Genomic DNA, 21,539 nt, shown 5'->3' with positions numbered 1-21,539 from the left:
GCTTTATTGTTGTGTGGCCAGATCCGCGCCCGATGGCGAGGCGATGCGAACACCACCCTGCCCTACCAGGATCAGGTTGCCTTGGGAATCGGAGGTGACACCCGACAGCGAACGGCGGTCGGGGCGATTGAACAGCTTGAAGCTACGGCCCTGATCGTCGCTGGTGAGTACCGCGCCGCCGTGACCGACCACCACGATGCGCCCATCGCGCAGCAGGTTGCCGTCGGCCAGCCCGGACTCCAGTACATTGCCGTTGCCGTTGACGAGCTCGATGCCTTCCCAGCTGTCGCCGAAGTCGATGGAGCGGAACAGGTGGCCGCGCAGCCCAAAGGCAACCACGACCCCCGGTTCCGAACCGCCGACTACCCCGAAGAACGACCCCTGATACGGCGACTCGACGCGCTCCCAGGTTTCGCCCATATCGGCAGAACGGAACATTCCGCCCAGTTCGCCTACGACGAACAGGCCCGAGCCCTGGATATGGGTGATGGCGTTCAGGTGATAACCGTCCTCGTTGTCGAGGCGCTCGCTGATGTCCTCCCAGCTCTGCCCGCCATCGATGGTTTCGAGCAGCGCGCCGTAGGCGCCTACCGCGATACCGTGCTGGGTGTCTTCGAACCAGACGTCCAACAAGGGTGCCTCACGTTCGCGATCCTCGTACTGCACCGTCCAGCTCTCACCGCCGTCGGCGGTAGCCAGGATCAGCGCGTCGTGACCCACCGCCCAGCCGTGCTTGTCATCGACGAAGTCGATGGCCGTCAGCAGCTGGCGCGTCGGCACCTTGGCCTGCATCCAGCTGGCGCCACCATCGTCGGAATAGAGAATGTGGCCTCGATCGCCCGCCGCAACGAGGCGTTCGCCGGCCTGGGTGATATCGAGCAGAAGATTGGATACCGCCTTGGCCGACTCGATCGAGTAGCGGGCCTGGCCATCGGTAGCGGCCTGGGCGGGTGCCGATGCTGCGAGCAGCAGGAGTGAGAAGGCGCCGCACAGCGAAAGCATGCCGGCAACCGATGAGTGAAGACGCGACGCCCTCGCCTGGCATGGAACCACGGCGCGGCCGGATAGTGTGCGCCGCTGAACGGGCTCACTCATACATACCCCCTTTATTCTTATTAGGTAAGGCCTGTAATGCAGGCTCGGCCATCCTAGCCAGCTTCCACAGACAGGCACAATTGGCCGGACGTTATGAATTGTTAACTCTCACGCAATGATTGACGCGTGATCACTCAGGCTGATTGGGCCAGTGGCCAGTATGTGCCGACCGCCCCTTTCGATCCCGCAGTGACGATCCGACGCGAGGCGCCAGAGGATGGTCACGATACGCAGGAAGGTTGTTTGCCGTGGATAGTGCCTGGAACGGGCCCTCGTAAAAGAAAGGCCGATCGCATTGCACGATCGGCCTTGTCGAGTCAGGCGAGGCTCTTGCTCACCACTTCGTAGACATCGCTGGACAGCTCTCCGGACGCAAGGATGCGCTCCAGCTCGGCCCTCATCAGCGCCTGCCGGGCGCTGTCGTACTTGCGCCAGCGGGTCAGCGGCGCCAGCAGGCGCGAGGCGATCTGCGGGTTCAGGGAGTTGAGGGTGATCACCTGATCGGCGAGGAAGTGGTAGCCGGCGCCATCGGCGCGGTGGAAGTTGACCAGGTTCTGGTTGGCGAAGGCGCCGATCAACGCACGCACCTTGTTCGGATTCTTCAGGGTGAATGCCGGGTGCTGCATCAGCGTCTGCACCCGTTCCAACCCGCCGGGCAAAGGGTTGCCGGCCTGGACGCTGAACCACTGGTCCATCACCAGCGGGTTGTCCTTGAAGTGCTCGGCGAAGGCCTGCAGCGCCTTGTCGCGCTCGGCCTCGAACGGCGAGTTGACCAGCACGGCCAGTGCGGTCAAGCGCTCGGTCATGTTGTCGGCCTGCTCGAACTGTTCCAGGCAGGCTTCCACGACTTCGGCTTTTTCGCTCAGCATCAGATACGACAATGCGATGTTCTGCAGGGCGCGACGGGCGAAATGTTCGGCCGAGGCGACATAGGGCGTGCTGCGCGAGGTTTCGCGATTGGCCTGGTAGCGCTGCCACAGCGGCTCGAACAACGCGTCCGCGATGCGCTTGCGGGCGAACTCGCGCGCGGCATGGATGGCATCCACGTCCGCCACTTCGCTGATTTCAGCCAGGTAGGCTTCGCCCGGCAGCGAGAGCATCTCGGCGACCATCGCTGCGTCCAGCGTCCCGTTCTGCAGCAAGGTGCGTAGCGCGGTGATCAGACGCTCCTCCAGCGCCAGTTCTTCACCACGCTGCTGCTGACCGATCAGCTCCTGCAGCACCTGCACCGACAGCTGCTGACCCGCTTCCCAGCGATTGAAGCCGTCGGAATCGTGCTGCATCAGGAACATCAGCTGGTCGCGGTCGTACGGGTAATCCAGCTTTACCGGCGCGGAGAAGCCGCGCAGCAGCGATGGCTGCGGACGCTCGGCGACGTCGACGAAGGTGAAGCTCTGTTCGGCTTCGGTCACCGCCAGCACGCGACTGGTTCCGACGGCGGAGGCTTCACCGTCCAGACGCAGCGGCATGTCCGAACCATCGGCGGCGAGCAGGCCCAGCGCCACCGGGATCACGAACGGCTCCTTGGTCGGCTGGCCCGGTGTCGGCGGACAGCTCTGGCGGAAGGTCAGGCGGTAGGTCTTCGCTGCCTCGTCGTATTGCTCGCTGACGGCCAGGCGCGGTGTACCGGACTGGCTGTACCAGCGCTTGAACTGGGTCAGGTCCGCACCGTTGGCGTCCTCCATCGCCTTGACGAAATCGTCGACCGTCACGGCCTGGCCGTCATGCCGCTCGAAATAGAGGTCGCTGCCCTTGCGGAAGCCCTCGTCGCCCAGCAGCGTCTGGATCATGCGCACCACCTCGGCGCCCTTCTCGTAGACGGTCAGGGTGTAGAAGTTGGAAATCTCGATGAAGGATTCCGGGCGCACCGAATGCGCCATCGGGCCGGCGTCCTCGGCGAACTGGTGGGTGCGCAGGTAGGCGACGTCCTCGATGCGCTTGACGGTCGGCGAGTTCATGTCGGCGCTGAACTGCGAATCGCGGAAGACGGTGAAGCCTTCCTTGAGCGACAGCTGGAACCAGTCGCGGCAGGTCACGCGATTGCCCGACCAGTTGTGGAAATATTCGTGGGCGACGATCGCCTCGACACGCTGGTGCGCGGCGTCGGTGGCGGTTTCGGCGCGGGCCAGCACTGCGCTGGAGTTGAAGATGTTGAGGCCCTTGTTCTCCATGGCGCCCATGTTGAAGTCGTTCACCGCGACGATCATGAAGATGTCCAGGTCGTACTCACGACCGTAGGCCTCTTCATCCCACTTCATCGACTTCTTCAGGCTGTCCATGGCGTGCTGGCACTTGTCGACGTTCTCCGGCTCGACATAGATGCGCAGCGCCACGTCGCGCCCGCTCATGGTGGTGAAGCTGTCTTCGATCGCCCAGAGGTCACCTGCAACCAGGGCGAACAGGTAGGCCGGCTTCTTGAACGGGTCTTCCCAGGTCGCCCAGTGGCGGCCGTCGTCCTCGCTGCCGCTGGCAATCGGGTTACCGTTGGAGAGCAGCACCGGATAAGCCTTTTGTTCGGCGCTCACGGTGGTGGTGAACTTGCTCATCACGTCCGGGCGGTCGAGGTAATAAGTGATCTTGCGGAAGCCCTCGGCCTCGCACTGGGTGCAGAACATGCTGCCGGACTTGTACAGCCCTTCCAGCGCGGTGTTGGTTTCCGGATGGATCACCACCGAAGTGTCGATGACGAAGCTTTCGCTGTCCGGCTGCAGGGTCAGACAGTCTTCGCTGATCTGGTAGTCGCCCAGGCCAAGCTCCCGGTCGTTCAGCGCGATGGCCTGCAGCTCGAGCTCCTGGCCGTGCAGCTCCAGCGGCGGCAGCTTGCCAGCCGGGCGCTCGGGATTGCGGCGCATCACCAGCTGGGCGTGCACCAGGGTGCGGTCCTCGTACAGTTCGAAGGTCAGGTGGGTTTCATCAATCAGGTATTCAGGCGCCTGGTAATCCTTCAGATGAATGACTTTCGGTTGTTCGGTACGCATGGAAACCTCGTCGACTGAGCTTCAAGCGGGTAGCTTCAAGCAGGAATTTGGCGATGGACTGCCAGCCCGGAAACCGGGCTGCGGATGAGTTCGAGCTTAGCGTCTGTCGCGACGGACTTGTAGGGTGGAAACGGAGAAGCCTTTTCCACAGGGTTGTTCCAGGCCGCTCATCCTTGAGCCCGCCGGCCGTAAGCGGTGGATAAGCGAAGCGTTATCCACCCTACGCGGTAGCGCTGGCGGCGACCTGATAAGCGGTGAACTTGCGAATGTTGATCACGCCGGTATCGAGAATCAGGTACTGGCCCTTGATGCCCCTGAGCGTACCTTCGACTACGGGCGTCTTCTCCAGATCGAGACTGACCACCTTGGTCGGATAGGCGTCGACCGGATAGCGAATCTCCAGCACCTCGGCGTCCGCCACCGGCTGGATCGCCTGCAGCCCGTAGCGCTGTTGCAACTCGCGCAACCCATCGGCACAGGCATCGAAGATCTGCTCGCGCATTTCGATCAGGTCGATGGGTTCGGCATCGCCCTTGAGCAGCGCGCGCCAATTGGTGCGATCCGCCACCTGGCTGCGCAGCAGGTCTTCGACCATTCCGGACTGCTGGCGCGTGGCGACGCGCATGATCGGCAGCGCCTGGCTGGCGCCCTGATCGAGCCAGCGCGTCGGCAGCTGCGTGGCACGGGTGATCCCGACCTTGATGCCCGACGAGTTGGCCAGGTAGACCACGTGGTCGGTCATGCAGAAGTCCATGCCCCACTGCGGGTCGCGGCAGGTGCCGAAATCGTGGTGGCACTTTTCCGGGCTCATGATGCAGACATCGCACTGCGGCAGCTTCTTGAAGCAGGGATAGCAATAACCCTGGCTGAAGCTCTTGTTGGTCTTGCGACCGCAATGGGTGCAGTTGATGGCGCCGAGGTATTCCAGACGCAGGGTCTTGCCGATCAGCGGATTGACCGGCACCAGCTCGTCGTTCAGACGGAAGGAATACTGCGCCGGTGCGCCGAGCTGGATCGACATCTTGCTCAGCGCACCGCGTCCCAATTCGAGCATCAGTGGCGGGTTCCCGAAGCGGGAGCGAACAGGCTGGTATCGATGGCCGGCTCAGCCTTCTTGCTCTTGGAAGCACATTCCTGACCGCCCATGAAGCCGGTGCGCTGTTCTTCCGGGAGGTTCTTCATCTCCCAGGCGATCACCGCCTGCATACAGGTTTCCTTCTGCTCGGGGGTCAGCTTGCGGCCGTCAGCCCATTTGCCGAGTTCAAGCGCCTGCTTGAGGTTCAGGTAGATTTCGGGGGTGATGTTTTCGGCGGTTTGGATAAAGGTCGACATGGCCAGCTCCGAGGGAAACGAGCGGCCATTCTACCGGGCAGCCGTGCTTTAGGGAAAAGCCTCAGAGCTGGCGCCGACGGCGCGCCAGGGTGCCGCCAATCACGCCGGTCACGCAGCCGGCGACCAACCCGCCGACATGAGCGGCATTGGCGATGGCCAACGCGCCGAAACTGAGCACCTCAATGACGCCGGTGAGGCAGATCACCAGCCACACCAGCATCAGCACCACCACGCCGGGCGGCAGTCGGTAGGCCTCGTTGGGCGCGAGCTTCTGATATAGCCAGCAGTGCCCGAGCAGCCCGTACAGCACGCCGGAAAGCCCACCAAAAATACCCGGGCCACCGAACAGGTACTGGGCGAAGTTGGACACCAGACCGAACAGCAGCGTCAGCGCCAGCAGCATCCAGGCGCGCTGAAGGGCTTCGATGCGCCGCCCCAGCTCCCAGAACCACATGCTGTTCATCGCCAGATGCAGAATGCCGAAATGCACGAAGATCGGCGTAATCAGCCTCCACCATTGTCCGGCAGCGAGTGTCTGCTCCAGCGAGGCGAAGTAGGCGTATTCACCGTCGACACGGAAGTCGACGAAGTTCAGCCAGCGGATCGTCGCGAAATTCTCACCAAGCATGGTGATAGCCGCGACAACCACGGTGATGACCAATACCGCCGCGGTCAGCGGGCTGGCGCGCAGAGCGGCGACGAAACCGCCGCGGCGACGCGGCTGTTCGATGACGACGCTGTCATCGCCATGGGGATGCCGCGCGTAAAGGTCACGAACCTGCTCGACAACCTCAACCGGCACGCGCAGTACCTGTTGATCGCCCTCCTCCGACACCCGGCACGGCACCCGCAGACGGCGCAGCAAGGCGATGAAACCGCTGAGGTCTTCCGACAGCGGCAGGCGCAGCGCTTCGCTCACCTCGACACTCATGTTCGGAACACCGCGCAGACATCGACCCAGACGAACTTCGCCGGGTCCAGCCGGACTTCCTGATCCAGTCGATAGGCCACCAGTTTGCCGTTCTTCACCGCGCTGTAGTCCAGGCAGGCCAGATTGTCGCGCAGCGGCCCCGGCTGGCCACGCCGCCAGTAGTGGCCGACGAACAACAGCGGCTCGTCCGGACCGTAGAGGAAGAGGCGATTCTTCTGTTGCGCAGATAGCGGCATGCGCGCCGCATGGTCCGGCAGGCCGTCGGGCTGGAACACCACGTCACCGTAGGTCTGTGGGTTCTCTTCCCAGAATTTGGTGCGGAAGAAGGTGCGCACGAAACCTTCCTCACTGGTCAGCGTCATGCCCTCGGGCAGCGGCATATCGGTGCCGCGCAGCAGCCGATCCAGCGCCTGGCAGATGAAGGTGCCCGGCAGGCCGGCTTCACGAAGGATTGCCGGATTGAGGCAGGCGTCGCTGAGAAACGGACGCAGGCGTGCGATCACCCAGCTGTCCCAGCAGGCATGCACCACGCGGAAGCGCTCGGATTCCAAGAACAGTGGCAACTCGTAGAACCATTCGCGGAACGCTCGCCACTCGTCCGGATACCGTTCGAACTGCTCGAACGTCTCCTGCAGCAGGCGGGCGAAGCGCGGCGTGCGGTCACGCACGAACTCCCGGCCGCTGCCCGGCGGTGCCGGCATGTACCAGCCCAGCGCATTGAACTCGTGGTTACCCATGATGCAGTAGGCTTGCCCACGATCGACCATGTCGTAGACCAGATGCAGCGCCTCGCGGATATGCGGGCCGCGGTCGATGATGTCGCCGAGGAAGATCACCTGTCGCCGCGAATGGCGCCAGACCCCGCCCTGCAGGCGGTAGCCCAGCTGATCCAGCAGCCGCGCAAGTGCACGACCGCAGCCATGCACATCACCGATAAGGTCGTAGCCGCGTTCGGGATCAAGCTGCATCAATCGCCCCCGCCGAGGCGACTGCCCCAGCCCAGCTTGGTCCGGCAAACTTCGTAGTAGTTGTGGTCCAGCGGATGGATCAGGTGCAGCTTCTGCGGCTTCTTGCGCACCGTCACGGTATCGCCCGGGGCACAGGTGAAGTGGTTCTGGCCGTCGCAGGACACTTGCGGATATATCTGCATGTTCGGCGACACCACGATCTTCAGCTCGCTGTTGCCATCGACCACGATCGGACGGCTCGACAGCGTGTGCGGGTACATGGGCACGACGACGATGGCGTCCAATCGCGGATGCATGATCGGCCCGCCCGCCGACAGCGAATAGGCAGTGGAGCCGGTGGGGGTCGCCACGATCAGACCGTCGGCCTTCTGGCTGCAGACGAACTGGCCGTCGATGTACAACTCGAATTCAATCATGCGCGTGGATTTGCCCGGATGCAGCACCACATCATTGAGCGCGTCGCCCTCGCCGATCGGCTCATCGAAGCGTCGCGCCTGGGCCTCCAGCAGAAAGCGATTTTCCAGGGTGTACTGGCCGTTGAGCACTTCGGCGACTTTCTCTTCCAGCTCATCCGGACGGATGTCGGTGAGAAAGCCGAGGCTGCCACGGTTGATGCCGAGTACCGGCACCCGGTGCTTGGCCATCGCCCGGGCGGCGCCCAGCAGGCTGCCGTCGCCGCCGACCACGATCACCAGGTCACAGGATTCGCCCAGCCGCTGCCGCGACGAGGTCTGCATGCCGTGTCCCGGCAGCACCTCGGCGATGTTCTCTTCAAGAATCACATGCAGATGGCGTTCGACGAGGAATCGCTTCAGCCGGCGGATGGTATCCAGCACCTGGGAGCTACCCAGGCGGCCGATGATGCCGATATTGCGGAATTGCTCCATTGACGTTCCCTGGTGTGGCTGGGCGGATGGTTGCGGGCAGTCGCAGCGCTCGAAAATAACACGCAGCACGCAGGCGACGACGCCGATACGAATCGGCTATTCGCCTGAAATCCAGCACAGGGGTTAGAGCCCCTGCTCGCCGCGGTGTTCAGCGGCAGCGGATTATCAGCGAAACGCCGGACCATCAGCAAACCGACAGCTATGCTGCATTCATGAGCCTGTGCAGTCTTTCCGCCCTCCCCAACCGCCTCCAGCATCCGCAGGTGCGCGATCTCGCCTGGACGATCCTCTCGCCGCCGCTGCTGAGCGAGGCACCGCAGTGTCAGCGTCACCCGCTGTCCGCGAGCTGCTGGAACAGCGAGCCGGAGCGGCTGGCCAACTGGTTGCGGCAACAGGATGCCGAGCCATCGATTCTCGAAGCCTGGCTGTCACTGCACCGCATTCGACGACTGGGCCTGTACTACGAGCGGCTGTGGCAATACGCGCTGTCCCACGCACCCGATATCCAGCTGCTCGCCGCCAATCTGCCGATCCGGCAGAACGGCAGCACACTCGGCGAGCTGGACCTGCTGTTCTGCGATGACCAGGGCGTGCATCACCTGGAGCTGGCCGTGAAGTTCTACCTGGGGCTCGCGCAGGGCGATGGCAGCCGGCACGCGCATTGGCTTGGTCCCGGCAGTCACGATCGACTCGATCTGAAACTCGACCATATGTGCCAGCGCCAGCTGCCGCTGTGTACCCAGCCAGCAACGCTGGCGGTGCTCGCTGAACTTACCGGCCGCCCGGTGCAAAGCAGCTTCTGGCTCAGCGGGTACCTGTTCCGCCCCTGGCCGCAGAGCTGCACGTCGCCGCTCGGCGCCAACCCGCACCACCTGCAGGGCAGATGGCTGCGCCAGGCCGACTGGCCGCGATTCCAGGCCGAGAATCCCGACGCAGTCTGGCAACCCATCGCTCGCTCGGCCTGGCTCGCGCCAGCACGTGTTACGCCAGCCGAACTGTGGACTGCAAACCGGTTCGCCGACTGGCAGGCCGCCAATCCGGCACAGGCGCGGGCGCAGCTGCTGGCGCGGCTCGAACCGGATGCATCGGGCGTCTGGCTGGAGCAGGAACGGCTGTTTCTGGTCGCCGATGATTGGCCCTGCAACGGCGCCGCAGCGCGTCCGCTGTCATCCACCTGACACCTTGAACAGCTAGACTGCCTGCCCGACTCGACCCTACAGATCGATAGCCGACGAACCCGCATGCCCACCGACGCGCAGCATCATTCGACACCCTCCCGACTCGACGCTTGGACCATTTTTCTGGTGTTCCTGCGCCTGGGCCTCACCTCCTTTGGCGGTCCCATCGCGCATCTCGGCTACTTCCGCGACGAGTTCGTCCAGCGTCGCCGCTGGCTGGACGAGCGCAGCTATGCCGATCTGGTCGCGCTCTGCCAGTTTCTTCCAGGCCCGGCCAGCAGCCAGGTAGGCCTGGCGATCGGTTTGCTGCGCGGCGGTTACCGTGGCTCGCTGGCGGCCTGGGCAGGCTTCACCCTGCCATCGGCGATCGCGCTGACGCTGTTCGCGCTGGGAATCGCCACATGGGGCGACGCGCTGCCTGCTGGCGTCCTTCAGGGTCTGAAGATCGTCGCCGTGGCCGTGGTTGCCCAGGCCGTCTGGGGCATGGCACGAACGCTGTGCACCGACGCGCCGCGAATCGCCATTGCGCTGGCGGCGGCGAGCACCGTGCTGCTCCCGTTCATCTGGAGTCAGGTTGCGGTCATCGCCACGGCGGGTCTGATCGGGCTGATTGTCTTTCGCCCAGTCTCCACGGAAGCACATGTCGCATTGCCCGTTGCGGTGAAGCGTCGGGCCGCGCTCACAGCACTGGCGCTGTTCTTTGCGCTGCTCATGCTGTTGCCGCTACTCGCCAGCGGCACGGACAACCCGTTGTTGGCGTTGCTCGATGCGTTCTACCGCGCTGGCGCGCTGGTGTTCGGTGGCGGCCACGTGGTGCTGCCGCTGCTGCAGGCCGAAGTGGTGCAGCCAGGCTGGGTAGACCGCGATACGTTCCTCGCTGGCTACGGCGCGGCCCAGGCGGTACCCGGCCCGCTGTTCACCTTTGCCGCGTTTCTCGGCGCCTCGATGAATGAATCGCCCAGCGGCTTGCTGGGAGCGGCGGTGTGCCTGGTTGCGGTATTCGTGCCGTCGTTTCTGCTGGTCATCGGCGTGCTGCCGTTCTGGGAGCGCCTGCGCAGCAACCGGCGCACGCAGGCAGCCCTGGCGGCGGTCAACGCGGCGGTGGTCGGGTTGCTGCTGGCTGCGCTGTACGATCCGGTATGGACCAGCGGCATCAAGGCCCCAGAGCATTTCGTCCTTGCCCTGCTCGCCCTCGCCGCACTGATGTACTGGAAACTACCGCCCTGGCTGGTGGTGATCGGTGGCGCTGTGGGTGGTGGCCTGATCGGCCTGACCGGCTAAACGACTGGCGAAATCGCGCCGATCAGCTTTCCATCGCCAGCAACACGGCGCTTGCCACCAAGAAAACGCTGAACAGCAGTCGCAGCAGACGTTCCGGCAAGGCATGCGCCAACCGCACGCCCAAACTGATGCTGAGCAATCCGCCTACCGCCAGCGGCAGGCCCAGCGACCAGTTGACCTGATGATGCAGCGCATAGGTCACCAGAGTGACGCCGGTGCTCGGCGCGGCCAGTGCCAGCGACAGGCCCTGAGCGACCACCTGCGAGGTGCCGAATACGCTGGTCAGTACCGGCGTGGCGATAACCGCTCCACCGACACCGAACAAACCTCCCATTGCTCCGGCACCCGCACCGAGCAGGCCCAGCCATGGCCAGTGATGACGCAGCTGTCCGTCGCCGGCGGCCGGGCGCAGAAACACCCGTAGCAATGTGTAGGCAGCCAGGGCCAGCAGGAAGCCGACGAACGCCATGCGCATGCGCCCGGCATCCAGCGACACGGCAACGGCCGCACCGGCGATGGCGAACACAAAACTGGCACTGCCCAGCGCGAGGGCATGCCGCCAGTCGATGCGATTGCGCTGGTGATAGCGCCAGATGGCAAGCAGCACGTTGGGCACGACCATCACCAACGCGGTGCCTTGCGCCAGCTGCTGGTCCAGGCCGAACAGCACGCCCAGCACGGGAATCGCAATCAGCCCGCCGCCGATACCGAACAAGCCGCCCAGCGTGCCTAACGCCAATCCGAGCAGTACGTTCAATCCGATATCCAGCAGCATTCCGACGCTCCAATATACAGGGGCGCTCATCGTACGCCGCCGCCGCTGGCTTCGGTACGCACAGCCACGCACAATGGCTTTGCATAGATCGCACAAGCAAGGAATTCGAATGCTGCCCGACGCCCTTTCCGCCCAGCTCAGCCTGTTCATCGATGTCCTCGACGCTGGCAGCTTCTCTGCCGCCGCGCGCCGCCACGGCCTGACACCTTCGGCGGTGGCGAGGCGCATCGATGCACTGGAACAGGCGCTGGGCTGCCAGCTGTTCAACCGCAGCACCCACGCGGTTCGCCCGATGCCCGCCGCATTGGCATTCGCCGAGCGTGCCCGGCGCATCGTGCAGGAACTGCACCTGGCGCGCGCCGAAGCGACGTCGCTGGACAGCGCACCGGAAGGCCGCATCCGAATCGACGCACCGGCCCCCTTCGGGCGCCGTCACCTGGCGCCGGCCCTGGCCGAATTTCTCCAGGCCTATCCGGGAGTCGATATCCAGCTGCGTCTGATCGACAGTTTCGTCGACCTGCACGGCGAGCACCTGGGTGAGGTCGATCTGGTGTTGCGCATCGGCCCGCTGGCCGACACCCGTCTGGTCGCCACACCGCTGGCGCCGATGGTGCGAGTAGTCTGCGCCAGCCCCGCCTATCTGGAACGCCGCGGCGTGCCACTACAACCGGAGGAATTGCCCGACCATGATGGGTTGGACTGGGATGCGCTGGCGCCGCCCCATGCGTGGCGCTTCGAGCGCGGCGGGCGACCGCAACTGCTGCGCCCGGGTCGCCTGCGCATGGTGGCGAACAATGCCGAAGCGCTGCTGGCAGGGGCATTGGCGGGACTTGGCATCGCCCACCTGCCAACCTGGCTGATCAGCGACCAGCTGCTGCGTGGCGAACTGCTGCCGCTGTTCTGCGAAGGGGGATTGCCGCAACCGGAAGCCAGCGGCATCTACGCGCTGCGATTGCGACGCGAGGCCGACTCGCGGAGCCGTCTGTTGCTGGAGTTTCTGAAAAACCGCTTCGGCCCGGTCCCTCCCTGGGACCAGGCACTTCAGAGCGGCTTCAAGAGGGAGTGAGGATAGAACGGTCAGGCACCCTGACCTTCGATCTCCTGGGTGACGCCCCAGCCATCAAGCACCCCACCTAGGGGTTCGACCAGGTATTCAAGATCCTGCTCGAAATCGCCGATGCCATCGAACGTCGCATACATCACCTTGCTTACCTGCAGATTCCAGCTTCCGTCCTCACGCGGAAACACCTGGGTATTGATGGTTTCGCCGCGAAAGTTCTGCGCGGCCCTCTGAGCGCGGTCCTGTTCGGAAAATACCGCATAGAACTCGATTGGATGGACTCGGGCGAAATCGAAACCGCCCTCCTTCATCCGGCGCAGAACGGTGCTGCTGACATCCTCGTGGAAGGTGGTGCTCATAAATCAACCTCCTCTCATACCTGGATGAAGTTGCCACGAGCTCAGCGGGAGATCGGCTCCGTCGTCAAGACATCGGGCAAACGGGAGTCGCAACAGCTAGTCGAAGTGACGCGGTGGACGCAGTCCACGCTGACAAGCTAGCAGGCCGCGGAGCCAACTGCGAGGGCTTAATTAACCCCCGGCCCAAGCGCGCGGCCTCGCTCCAGTAGAACCCGGAAAAGTCCCGGCAGTTCAACCCGGACGCTGGATGCAAAAACGGCCCGCACCGTTGCCGGGCGGGCCGTGGATCAAGCACAGCGCGTGTTACTGCGCCGCTATCACGGTCTGAAATCAGTCGTTGCTGGGCTTGGCGATCGCATGCAACACGTATTGCGGCAGTGCAAACGCGCCAATGTGCACATGCGGGTTGTAATACCGCGTAACGATGCCGCTGCCGGCGAAGCGCTGCATCAGAGCTTCCAGCGGCAGCTTGCGGCTCTCGCCACTGCACGCGCCCCAGGCAAAGGACATGGCCCCACCGATGTAGGTCGGCACGGCCGCCTGGTAGAAATGCCAGTCGGCGAACAGGCCCTGCATGCGTTTGGCAGTGGTCTGCAGTTCACCCAGTTGCATGAACGGCGTACCGTTCTGCGCAACGAGAATGCCGCCTTCGTTCAGGCGGCGGCGACAGGCCTGGTAGAAGTTCTCCGAGAACAACACTTCACCCGGGCCGATGGGATCGGTGGAGTCTGAAATGATGACGTCGAACTTCTCTTCGGTGGTCGCCACGAAGTGCATGCCGTCATCGATCACCAGATTCAGCCGCGGGTCCTCGAAGGTGCCGGCGGAATGATTCGGCAGGAACTCCCTGCACATCTCCACTACGGCGCCGTCGATCTCGACCATGGTTATGCTTTCGATATCGCGATGACGTGCCACTTCACGGAGGATGCCACCGTCGCCGCCACCGATGATCAGCACCCGGCGCGCCAGGCCATGAGCCAGGATCGGCACGTGGGCGAGCATCTCGTGGTAGATGAACTCGTCGGCTTCGCTGGTCTGGATCACGCCGTCCAAGGCCATCACCCGGCCCATGCGCGGGTTCTCGAAGATCACCAGATGCTGATGCTCGGTGCGCATCTCGTGCAGCAGCTTGTCGACCTGGAACCGCTGCCCGTATCCCTCGTAGAGAGTTTCCTGAAAGTCGCTCATGGGGTATCTCCCTTGACCGGCGACGAAGCAGCGCTCCGCCGCATGTTGGCAATCTGGCTTGACGGGCGATGCAGCCTGCCCACCGAAAAGAGGCGCATTCTACGTTGGCCAAGATGACAGCGGAAACCGCTGGCAGCAAAAGCACACTTCGGGACGACAAAGCCATTGGCAGCCCCTAAAGTCTGGTCATGAACGAAATCATCCAATTGCCCTACCTCGAACCCTGGGACTGGCAACAGTTCCACCGCCATTTCGCCTTGCGCCTGTTGCCCGGCGTGGAGCGGCTGGACGTTGACGGCTATGCGCGCACGCTGCGACTCGGCAAGGCCTGCGGTTGGCTCCGCGTGCGCGCACAGCCCGACTGCCCGGCGCTCGCACTGACGCTCAGCGACTCGCTGCAACAGGCTACCCAGCCACTCGTCGGGCAGGTTCGCAGGATGTTCGATCTGGATGCCGACCCGCAGGCCATCGCCACACACTTCGCTAGCGATCCCGCGCTCGGCCCGTTGATCGCCGCGAACCCCGGCCTGCGCCTGCCAGCCGCCTATGACCCGTTCGAACAGGCGGTGCGGGCGGTGGTCGGCCAGCAGGTCACGGTCAAGGCGGCGGTGACCATTACGCGACGTCTGGTGGAACGCCTCGGCGAGCCGCTGCAGGACGCGCTATCGGGGCTGGAGATGCTCTTCCCTACCGCACAAGCGATAGCCGATGACGCGCTGGACAGTATCGGCATGCCATCCAAACGAGCCCAGGCGCTACGCCGGCTCGCTGCCGCGGTGGCCGAAGGGGCGCTGCAGCTGCATGTGGAAGATGGTGCCGATGCGCTGGTGCAACGACTCTGCGAATTGCCAGGGATCGGTCCCTGGACCGCCGAATACATCGCGCTACGGGGCTTCGGCGTCGCGGACGCCTTTCCCGCAGCCGATCTCGGACTGCTGAAAGCGCCACTGTGGGGCGCGGATGGCATCAGCGCCAAAGCGCTGGCCGGACGCGCCGAAGCCTGGCGTCCGTGGCGCGCTTATGCGGCCATCCATATCTGGGACAACTATTCCAAAGGAGCCAAGGTTGGCTAGGGCGGCGCGATGCGCGTCAGTACCTTTGGCGGAGTCGTCAGCGGACGCTCCAGGATCAATCCCTCGCCCGACTGCGGGAAGATGCCCGTCAGTGCAGTGATGTTGACCTGGTGAGTGACTAGCACCGCTACCTCGCCGGCCGGAAGCTGCTCGACGGCCTCGCGCAAGGCTTCGGTATGCCAATGCTCGTTTGCGGGCGACGTGAAAAACGAATCCAGCGCAGGCAGTGGTTCCACCCGGCCGAGCGCCATCTGCTCGGCGGTCTCCAGCGCACGGCACCAGCGACTGCTGAATAAGTGCACTTCATGCAGACCCGCTTCGCGCAGCCGCGCGCCCCAGCGCCGGGCCTCATCCCGGCCGCGCTGATTCAGATTTCGCTGGGTTTTGCAGTCTTCCAGAACGAAGCCTTCGGGATCGCCGAGACCTGGCGCGCTGGCGTGACGCATGACAAGAATCGCCCGGCCCTCGCGCAGTGCCTGCCATGCCGTCGCGTCGTCAGCCCGAAGCGGCTCGGCAGCAAGCGCCAGCAGACCGATCAGCAGACCGATCAGCAGACCGCTGCGCCACATGTGTCACAACCGCGCCTTGCCGAACGGCCCGGCTGCTACCGCCCACATGATCAGACCGACCACGGGCAGCAGCAGGATCACACACGACCAGACAACCTTGCGCCCGACCTCGATGCGGCTGCGCCACACATAAGCGATGGCGAGGACGTCGAGCACGAGGACCACGATGGCCAGCGGGCCGCTGAGGCTTTCCATCAACGGCTACCGATACGGCCCACGCGCGTCGGGACGATTACCACGCGGCCCCATGATTCCCCAGATGATCAGGCCGAGCACTGGCAGCAGAACGATCAGAAGCACCCAGAGCACCTTCTTGCCCCCGGTGCTGTCGCTGCGAACGATGCTGATGATCGCCCAGATATCCAGTATCAGGATGAGCAGGCCGAAAATACCGCCGAAGGCATCTCCCATGGGTTCGCTCCTGTTTGGGTGAGTACCTAATCTAGGATGCCAGCGCGGCGGCAGGGTTCAGTAATCGCCCGGTGGCTCAGTAGCGCCGCGGGTCGATCTGCGCAAAACTGGCAACGGTCTCATGCTCACCGAGGACGCCGCCATCGCGGCCCAGGCCGCAGACGCGCATGCCGGCCTGCTGCGCGGCATCGAGTTCCTCGAGCACGTCGGAGAGGAACAGCACCTCGACGGCCGGCACGCCAATGGCTTCGGCGATGCGCTGGTAGGAGGCCGCCTCGCGCTTGTGCCCGCTGGTGGTATCGAAATGACCGGAGAACAGCGGCGTCAGGTCGCCGGCTTCGGAACAGCCGAAAATCAGCTGCTGTGCCTGGATCGAGCCTGAGGAATACACGTACAGCGCGTACCCCTGCCCCTTCCACTCGCGGAGCGCAGCCACTGCGTCCGGATAGATGTGCCCCTTGAGCTGGCCGGCCCGGTAGCCCTGGGCCCAGACCATGCCTTGCAGCGCCTTGAGCGAGGTCGCCTTGCGATCGCTGGCGATCCAGCCGAGCAGTATCTCTATGACGCGCTCGATATCCGCATCGCCCTCACCGCTTTCGCCGCGCACCGCCTCGAGCTGCGCAGCGACCGCAGGTTCGCCGGCGTGGCTGCGGATATACGCTGGCAAATGCTCGCGGGCATAGGGAAACAGCACATCGAAGACGAAGCTGACGGCGGTGGTGGTGCCTTCGATATCGGTGAGGATCGCCTTGATCGGCATTTCAGTCGTCCAGCCGCGGGAACTGATCGGCGATGCTTTCGCCGGTGAACTCCGCGACCCAGCCTTCCGGGTTGTTGAACAGGCGGATCGCGACGAAGTGCGGCTCTTCACCCATGTCGAACCAGTGACGCGTGCCGGCGGGCACGGAGATCAGGTCGTTCTTTTCGCACAGCACGGCGTAGACCATGTCATCGATGTGCAGGGTAAACAGCCCGCGCCCGGCAACGAAGAAGCGCACTTCGTCCTCGGCATGGCGATGCTCGTCAAGGAACTTCGCGCGCAGTTCGTCCTTCTGCGGGTGATCGCGGGTCAGGCTGATCACATCCACCGTGACGTAGCCACGCTCGGTCATCAGCTTGTCGATCTGCGGCCGGTAGGCGGCGATCACGTCTTCCTGGCTGGCCCCGGCGGCGATTGGTGCGCTGGCCTCCCAGCGCTCCAGCTGCACACCGACCTTGGCCAGCGTCGGGGCGATGTCTTCGAGGTGGGTCAGCACCTTGAGCGGCTGATCGGGTCGGGTCTCGTGATAGACGCTGAGGACACTCATGTTCGGCTCTCCGAAAAGGTCGTCTGACCGGTCGCTACCGGGCAGGCTGGAATTTATCTGGGCTGCAGGGCACGCATCTTCAGTTCGCATTCGAACAGAAATTCGAATGCCTCGATCTGTCGCAGCGCATCGCTCATCGTCTCGCCCCAGGTGTACAGGCCGTGGCCGCGAATCAGGTAGCCGACGCAATCGGGATGCTCGTCAAGCCACGGCTGCACCCTGGTGGCCAGGGCGGCGATGTCCTGATCGTTGTCGAAGATTGGCACCAGCACCTGCGATTCATGGCTCGAGATGCCGCTGAAGGCCTTTTGCAACTCGTAATCGGCGAACACCAGCGAATCGGCCAAGGCGACGCGGGACAGCACCGTGGCATTCACCGAATGGGTGTGCAGCACCGCGCCGATCTCCGGTTTCCAGCGATACAGCTGGGTATGCAGCAGTGTCTCCGCCGAAGGCCTCTTGCCCTCTTCCAGGCTGTTGCCGTGCATGTCGACGGCCAACAGGTCATCGGCAGTCAGCTCACCCTTGTGCCTCCCGGAAACGGTCAGCAGCAGCTCGGCGCTGGTCAGGCGCGCCGAGTAGTTGCTGCTGGTCGCCGGCGACCAGCCACGGCCATACAAGAAGCGGCCAGCGTCGATGATCGCCTGGCTCAGGTGCTGGCGGGTGGCAGTCATGCGCGGTCCTCCTGCAAACGGCAGGCAATGATAGCGGCTGCGGCCAGCGCCGCCAGACTGGCGATGGCGAACGACCAGCCTGGTCCCAGACCGGACCAGGCGTAGCCCGCGTAGAGCGCACCCAGCGCTCCACCAATGCCGGACAGGCTGGCATACAGCGCCTGGCCCTGGCCCTGCTGGCGATGGCCGAAACTGCGCTGGACGAAGTGAATGGCGGCGGCGTGGAAACTGCCGAAGGTCGCCGCGTGCATCAGCTGCGCGACCAGCAGCACGGCCAGATGCTCGGCGAACTGCCCGAGCAACACCCAGCGCAGCGCAGCGATCAGGAAGCTGGCCAGCAGCACCTGACGCAGCGAGAAACGCTCGAGCAGCCGCGCCATGACCAGGAACAGCAGGATTTCTGCGACCACGCCCAGCGCCCACATCAGCCCGATAAAGCTGCGGCTGTAGCCCAGTGCTTCCAGGTGAATACTGAAGAAGGTGTAGTACGGACCATGGGCCAGCTGCATCAACGCCACGCAGCCGTAGAAGGCCAGTACGCCAGGCCGCCGCAGCTGGGCGAGGAACCCGCCCTGCCCGGCCGCCTCGCTACGTTGCCGCGGATGAGCGTTGGGCACCCAGGCGCTGCTCAGCACGATACCGACCATCACGAAGGCCACCGCGGTCGGGTAAAGATCGAGGCTCAGCCGCTGGAACAGCAGTCCGAGCCCTACCACCGCGAAGATGAAACCGATGCTGCCCCACAGCCTGACCTGGCTGTAGCGCTCAGTCTGCTCGTGCAGATGCGCCAGGGTGATGACTTCGAACTGCGGCAGCACGGCGTGCCAGAAGAACGCATGCAACGCCATCACCAGCGCCAGCCAGGCAAAGCTCTTGTCGAAGAAGATCAGCCCGAAGGACAGCAAGGTGCACAGCGCGCCGAGACGGACGATTTCCAGCCGGCGACCGGTTGCATCACCCAGCCAGCCCCAGAGATTCGGCGCCACGCAACGCATCAGCATGGGAATGGCGATCAGCTCGCCGATCCGCTCCGGCGAGAAACCCAGATGATCGAAGTACAGGCCGAGAAACGGCGCCGTGGAGCCGAGCAGGCCAAAGTAGAAGAAGTAGAAACCGGACAGACGCCAGTACGGCAGAGCAGCGGCCATAGGCTACAAGCTACCGACTGCGGACAACGGCCGCCTTATGCTGCCGCCGTCGGTCTGCCGTCTACGGCCCGGATTCACAGTTGCGGCAGCACCGGGGTGAGCACTTGCACATCGGCGTTCTGCCCACGGTGGCGCAGCAGGTGATCGAGCAGAACGATGGCCATCATGGCCTCGGCGATCGGCGTGGCACGAATGCCGACGCAGGGGTCATGGCGGCCCTTGGTGATGACCTCGACCGGCGCGCCATTCACATCGATCGACTGCCCTGGCGTGGTGATGCTGGACGTGGCCTTGAGCGCCAGGTGGGCGACGATCGGCTGTCCCGAGGAGATGCCACCGAGAATGCCGCCGGCATTGTTGGAGAGGAATCCCTGGGGCGTCAGCTCGTCACGGTGCTCGGTGCCACGCTGGGCTACCGAAGCGAAACCGGCACCGATTTCCACGCCCTTGACCGCGTTGATGCTCATCAGCGCGTGGGCCAGCTCGGCGTCGAGGCGGTCGAAGATCGGCTCGCCAAGGCCCGGCGGTACGCCATCGGCGACCACGGTGATCTTCGCGCCCACCGAATCCTGATCGCGACGCAGCTGGTCCATATAGGCTTCCAGCTCCGGCACCTTGTCCGGGTCCGGACTGAAGAAGGCATTCTGCTCGACACTGTCCCAGGTCTTGAACGGGATCTCGATCGGACCGAGCTGGCTCATGTAGCCGCGCACCTGGATGCCCAGGGTCGCCAGATACTTCTTGGCGATGGCACCGGCCGCCACGCGCATGGCGGTCTCGCGCGCGGAGCTGCGGCCACCGCCGCGGTAGTCGCGCAGGCCGTACTTGTGGTGATAGGTGTAGTCGGCGTGGGCCGGACGGAACTGGTCCTTGATCGCCGAGTAGTCCTTGGACTTCTGGTCGGTGTTGCGGATCAACAGGCCGATGGGGCAACCGGTTGTCCTGCCTTCGAAGACGCCGGAGAGGATTTCCACCTCATCGGCTTCCTGGCGCTGAGTGGTATGCCGGCTGGTGCCCGGCTTGCGGCGGTCGAGATCGCGCTGCAGATCGTCCAGCGACAGCTCCAGCCCGGGCGGGCAACCGTCGACGATGGCCACCAGCGCAGGACCATGGCTTTCGCCGGCAGTGGTGACGGTGAACAGCTTGCCGTAGGTATTGCCGGACATGCAGGACGCTCCGCGATCGACCGAAAAACAGGGGCCGGAAGTATACCTGAGGCCGCTACGGTGTCATCGCTCCTGTTGCCGGCGCATACTGACCTTTGCGTCGATTGCCGCGTCCAACCTGCTCAGTGACCAACGAAATCCTTCCATGCGTGCCCTGCTGATACTGCTGCTACTGACCATGTCCCCTTCTTTCCTGCAGGCGCAGACCCTGCTCAATCAGACCCTGAACCTGGATACCGGCAGCGGTGTGCTGCAGGGCAGTCTGTTGCTGCCGAAAAGCGACCAACCGGTACCGGTAGCGCTGCTGATCGCAGGTTCCGGCCCGACCGATCGCAACGGCAACAACCCGGCCGGACGCAACGATAGCCTCAAGCGCCTGGCCCAGGGGCTGGCCAAGCTGGGCGTGGCCAGCCTGCGCTACGACAAGCGCGGCGTCGGCGCCAGCCTGGCGGCCGCACCGGACGAGCGCGAGCTGAGCGTCGAGGGCTATGTCAGCGATGCGCTGGCCTGGAGCGCGAAGCTCAAGGGCGATCCCCGTTTCAGCCAACTGATCCTGATCGGCCACAGCGAAGGCGCGCTGATCGCCAGTCTCGCCGCGCCGAAGTCGGGCGCCGCGGCGCTGATCAGCATCGCCGGCAGCGGCCGACCGATCGACGAGGTGCTGCGCGAGCAACTGCAGGGTCGCCTGCCGCCGGCACTGCTCGCCACCAGTTATTTTCTGATCGACGAGCTCAAGGCCGGCCGAACCCACGCCGAAGTGCCGGAGCCCCTGCAGGTGCTGTTCCGCCCCAGCGTGCAGCCGTACCTGGTTTCGCTGTTCGCCTACGACCCGGCGGAGGCCTTCGCGGCCGTCGAGACACCCGCGCTGATCGTCCAGGGCCGCCACGACATCCAGGTCGGCATCGAGGACGCCGAAGCCCTGCAGCGCGCAAAACCCGACGCCAAGCTGGCGCTGATCGATGGCATGAACCATGTGCTGCGCATCGTCCCGGCGAATGCGCAACAGTTGGCCTCCTATGATGACCCCAACCTGCCGCTCGCCTGGGGCCTGCAGGAACGTATCCGACACTTCCTGCAGGCCAATGGCATCCTGCCAGCCTCCAGTTAGGCGCCGCGCTGCCGATAGCCCGCATGACGAGGGCCCGATCGGCTCCTG

23 protein-coding genes are annotated in these 21,539 nt (G+C 64.3%); 5 read left to right on the top strand and 18 right to left on the bottom strand.

Features of this window, described 5'->3' with window-relative positions; genetic code table 11:
* Window positions 1-3: 3 nt before the first annotated feature.
* From F753_RS35115 to F753_RS35085, 7 genes are all read right to left on the bottom strand, one after another.
* Window positions 4-1,002 carry a WD40/YVTN/BNR-like repeat-containing protein gene (locus F753_RS35115; RefSeq protein ID WP_023445164.1) on the bottom strand — a complete coding sequence of 333 codons (999 nt, stop codon included), beginning with the start codon at window positions 1,000-1,002 and terminating at the stop codon, window positions 4-6.
* Between the two features lie 410 nt (window positions 1,003-1,412).
* On the bottom strand, window positions 1,413-4,073 hold the full coding sequence (gene pepN / locus F753_RS35110) for an aminopeptidase N (protein ID WP_023445163.1): 2,661 nt from the start codon (window positions 4,071-4,073) through the stop codon (window positions 1,413-1,415).
* A 220-nt stretch (window positions 4,074-4,293) separates the two neighbouring features.
* Complete coding sequence (locus F753_RS35105) at window positions 4,294-5,127, bottom strand: DUF2797 domain-containing protein (protein ID WP_014820716.1); 834 nt, start codon at window positions 5,125-5,127, stop codon at window positions 4,294-4,296.
* A complete protein-coding gene (locus F753_RS35100; protein ID WP_003298300.1) occupies window positions 5,127-5,405 on the bottom strand; it encodes a YeaC family protein in 279 nt (92 codons plus the stop codon). Before F753_RS35100 ends, F753_RS35105 begins: the two co-directional genes overlap by 1 nt.
* A gap of 61 nt (window positions 5,406-5,466) precedes the next feature.
* Window positions 5,467-6,336 carry a rhomboid family intramembrane serine protease gene (locus tag F753_RS35095; protein WP_031297604.1) on the bottom strand — a complete coding sequence of 290 codons (870 nt, stop codon included), beginning with the start codon at window positions 6,334-6,336 and terminating at the stop codon, window positions 5,467-5,469.
* Window positions 6,333-7,304 carry a metallophosphoesterase gene (locus tag F753_RS35090; RefSeq protein ID WP_023445161.1) on the bottom strand — a complete coding sequence of 324 codons (972 nt, stop codon included), beginning with the start codon at window positions 7,302-7,304 and terminating at the stop codon, window positions 6,333-6,335. Before F753_RS35090 ends, F753_RS35095 begins: the two co-directional genes overlap by 4 nt.
* On the bottom strand, window positions 7,304-8,191 hold the full coding sequence (locus tag F753_RS35085; RefSeq protein WP_003280695.1) for an NAD(+) kinase: 888 nt from the start codon (window positions 8,189-8,191) through the stop codon (window positions 7,304-7,306). Before F753_RS35085 ends, F753_RS35090 begins: the two co-directional genes overlap by 1 nt.
* Before the next feature lie 212 nt (window positions 8,192-8,403).
* Here F753_RS35085 and F753_RS35080 point away from each other — a divergent pair, with 212 nt between their 5' ends.
* Together F753_RS35080 and chrA are read left to right on the top strand one after the other, a co-directional pair.
* Complete coding sequence (locus F753_RS35080; RefSeq protein ID WP_023445160.1) at window positions 8,404-9,369, top strand: DUF1853 family protein; 966 nt, start codon at window positions 8,404-8,406, stop codon at window positions 9,367-9,369.
* A 63-nt stretch (window positions 9,370-9,432) separates the two neighbouring features.
* A complete protein-coding gene (chrA, locus tag F753_RS35075; RefSeq protein ID WP_023445159.1) occupies window positions 9,433-10,650 on the top strand; it encodes a chromate efflux transporter in 1,218 nt (405 codons plus the stop codon).
* Window positions 10,651-10,672: 22 nt separating this feature from the next.
* Here chrA and F753_RS35070 read toward each other — a convergent pair whose 3' ends face one another.
* Window positions 10,673-11,425, bottom strand: a complete 753-nt coding sequence (locus F753_RS35070) for a sulfite exporter TauE/SafE family protein (RefSeq protein ID WP_023445158.1) — start codon at window positions 11,423-11,425, stop codon at window positions 10,673-10,675.
* 109 nt (window positions 11,426-11,534) lie between these two features.
* Here F753_RS35070 and F753_RS35065 point away from each other — a divergent pair, with 109 nt between their 5' ends.
* A complete protein-coding gene (locus tag F753_RS35065; protein ID WP_023445157.1) occupies window positions 11,535-12,491 on the top strand; it encodes a LysR family transcriptional regulator in 957 nt (318 codons plus the stop codon).
* Between the two features lie 11 nt (window positions 12,492-12,502).
* Here the strand turns inward: F753_RS35065 and F753_RS35060 are convergent, their stop codons facing one another.
* Window positions 12,503-12,844 (bottom strand): ribonuclease E inhibitor RraB, encoded by a 342-nt coding sequence (locus tag F753_RS35060; protein ID WP_023445156.1) that lies wholly within the window; start codon window positions 12,842-12,844, stop codon window positions 12,503-12,505.
* 330 nt (window positions 12,845-13,174) lie between these two features.
* Window positions 13,175-14,035 (bottom strand): polyamine aminopropyltransferase, encoded by an 861-nt coding sequence (gene speE, locus F753_RS35055; RefSeq protein ID WP_023445155.1) that lies wholly within the window; start codon window positions 14,033-14,035, stop codon window positions 13,175-13,177.
* Between the two features lie 188 nt (window positions 14,036-14,223).
* Here speE and F753_RS35050 point away from each other — a divergent pair, with 188 nt between their 5' ends.
* Window positions 14,224-15,108, top strand: coding sequence for a DNA-3-methyladenine glycosylase family protein (locus F753_RS35050; RefSeq protein WP_023445154.1), 885 nt, complete (start codon window positions 14,224-14,226; stop codon window positions 15,106-15,108).
* On the opposite strand, the gene F753_RS35045 is transcribed toward F753_RS35050, so the two are convergent.
* The 8 genes from F753_RS35045 to aroC all read right to left on the bottom strand — a co-directional run bounded on the left by F753_RS35045 (window position 15,105) and on the right by aroC (window position 20,383).
* Window positions 15,105-15,677, bottom strand: coding sequence for a histidine phosphatase family protein (locus F753_RS35045; RefSeq protein ID WP_023445153.1), 573 nt, complete (start codon window positions 15,675-15,677; stop codon window positions 15,105-15,107). The two genes, F753_RS35050 and F753_RS35045, sit on opposite strands and share 4 nt — an antisense overlap.
* Window positions 15,678-15,680: 3 nt before the next feature.
* Complete coding sequence (locus F753_RS35040) at window positions 15,681-15,872, bottom strand: PLDc N-terminal domain-containing protein (RefSeq protein ID WP_023445152.1); 192 nt, start codon at window positions 15,870-15,872, stop codon at window positions 15,681-15,683.
* A gap of 6 nt (window positions 15,873-15,878) precedes the next feature.
* Complete coding sequence (locus tag F753_RS35035) at window positions 15,879-16,088, bottom strand: PLDc N-terminal domain-containing protein (protein WP_023445151.1); 210 nt, start codon at window positions 16,086-16,088, stop codon at window positions 15,879-15,881.
* Between the two features lie 76 nt (window positions 16,089-16,164).
* A complete protein-coding gene (gene mtnC, locus F753_RS35030) occupies window positions 16,165-16,848 on the bottom strand; it encodes an acireductone synthase (protein WP_023445150.1) in 684 nt (227 codons plus the stop codon).
* 1 nt (window position 16,849) lies between these two features.
* Window positions 16,850-17,395 carry a 1,2-dihydroxy-3-keto-5-methylthiopentene dioxygenase gene (locus F753_RS35025; protein ID WP_023445149.1) on the bottom strand — a complete coding sequence of 182 codons (546 nt, stop codon included), beginning with the start codon at window positions 17,393-17,395 and terminating at the stop codon, window positions 16,850-16,852.
* A 53-nt stretch (window positions 17,396-17,448) separates the two neighbouring features.
* Entirely contained in the window at window positions 17,449-18,069 is a 621-nt protein-coding gene (locus tag F753_RS35020; protein ID WP_023445148.1) for a methylthioribulose 1-phosphate dehydratase, read from the bottom strand.
* On the bottom strand, window positions 18,066-19,217 hold the full coding sequence (locus F753_RS35015) for an MFS transporter (protein WP_023445147.1): 1,152 nt from the start codon (window positions 19,215-19,217) through the stop codon (window positions 18,066-18,068). The genes F753_RS35020 and F753_RS35015 overlap by 4 nt, the downstream gene beginning before the upstream one ends.
* Before the next feature lie 74 nt (window positions 19,218-19,291).
* Window positions 19,292-20,383, bottom strand: coding sequence for a chorismate synthase (gene aroC, locus F753_RS35010; protein WP_014820734.1), 1,092 nt, complete (start codon window positions 20,381-20,383; stop codon window positions 19,292-19,294).
* Window positions 20,384-20,528: 145 nt separating this feature from the next.
* On the opposite strand from aroC, the gene F753_RS35005 reads away from it, so the two are divergent.
* Window positions 20,529-21,491: an alpha/beta hydrolase gene (locus F753_RS35005; RefSeq protein ID WP_023445146.1), complete on the top strand. Its 963-nt coding sequence runs from the start codon at window positions 20,529-20,531 to the stop codon at window positions 21,489-21,491.
* The last annotated feature ends 48 nt before the right edge of the window (window positions 21,492-21,539 follow it).

The organism is Stutzerimonas chloritidismutans AW-1, assembly GCF_000495915.1.
GTDB classification, from domain to species: Bacteria; Pseudomonadota; Gammaproteobacteria; order Pseudomonadales; family Pseudomonadaceae; genus Stutzerimonas; species Stutzerimonas chloritidismutans.
The sequence above is the reverse complement of the archived record's forward strand: the minus strand, read 5'-3'. Positions and strand labels throughout refer to the sequence as shown.